The 489-nt window shown below is 38.2% G+C and carries 1 protein-coding gene; it reads right to left on the bottom strand.

The annotated features are described in order from the left end of the window. A partial coding sequence (locus FC86_RS01160) for an amino acid ABC transporter ATP-binding protein (protein ID WP_056974204.1) occupies positions 1 to 489 on the bottom strand: 489 nt, incomplete at both ends.

Below are 489 nucleotides of genomic sequence, written 5' to 3'. Positions count from 1 at the left end.
GATCAAAGATTTGTTCAGGTGTGCCCTGTTCAATAATGTGTCCTTGATCAAAGAATAACACGTGATCTGCCACTTCTTTAGCAAATCCCATCTCATGAGTAACTACAAGCATGGTCATTCCTTCTTTTGCGACATCTTTCATTACACCCAAAACATCTCCTACCATTTCAGGATCTAACGCACTAGTTGGTTCATCAAAAAGCATGATATCTGGATTCATCACAAGTGAACGCGCAATCGCCACACGTTGCTTTTGTCCACCTGATAAAGAATCAACTTTCATATTAGCCTTGTCGCTTAACCCAACACGTTTGAGGTATTGATGCGCTTTCTTTTCAGCTTCTTCTTGACTCATTAACCCTAACTCTCTTGGAGCTAATGTCAAGTTATCTAAGACGTTAAAATTGTTGAATAAGTTAAAGTGTTGGAACACCATGCCGATTTTTTCACGGACTTTATTAATATCAGTTTCTTTACTATTCAAGTCAT

Source organism: Holzapfeliella floricola DSM 23037 = JCM 16512 (assembly GCF_001436605.1).
Lineage (GTDB): Bacteria > Bacillota > Bacilli > Lactobacillales > Lactobacillaceae > Holzapfeliella > Holzapfeliella floricola.
This window is presented reverse-complemented; position numbering and strand designations above follow the sequence as displayed.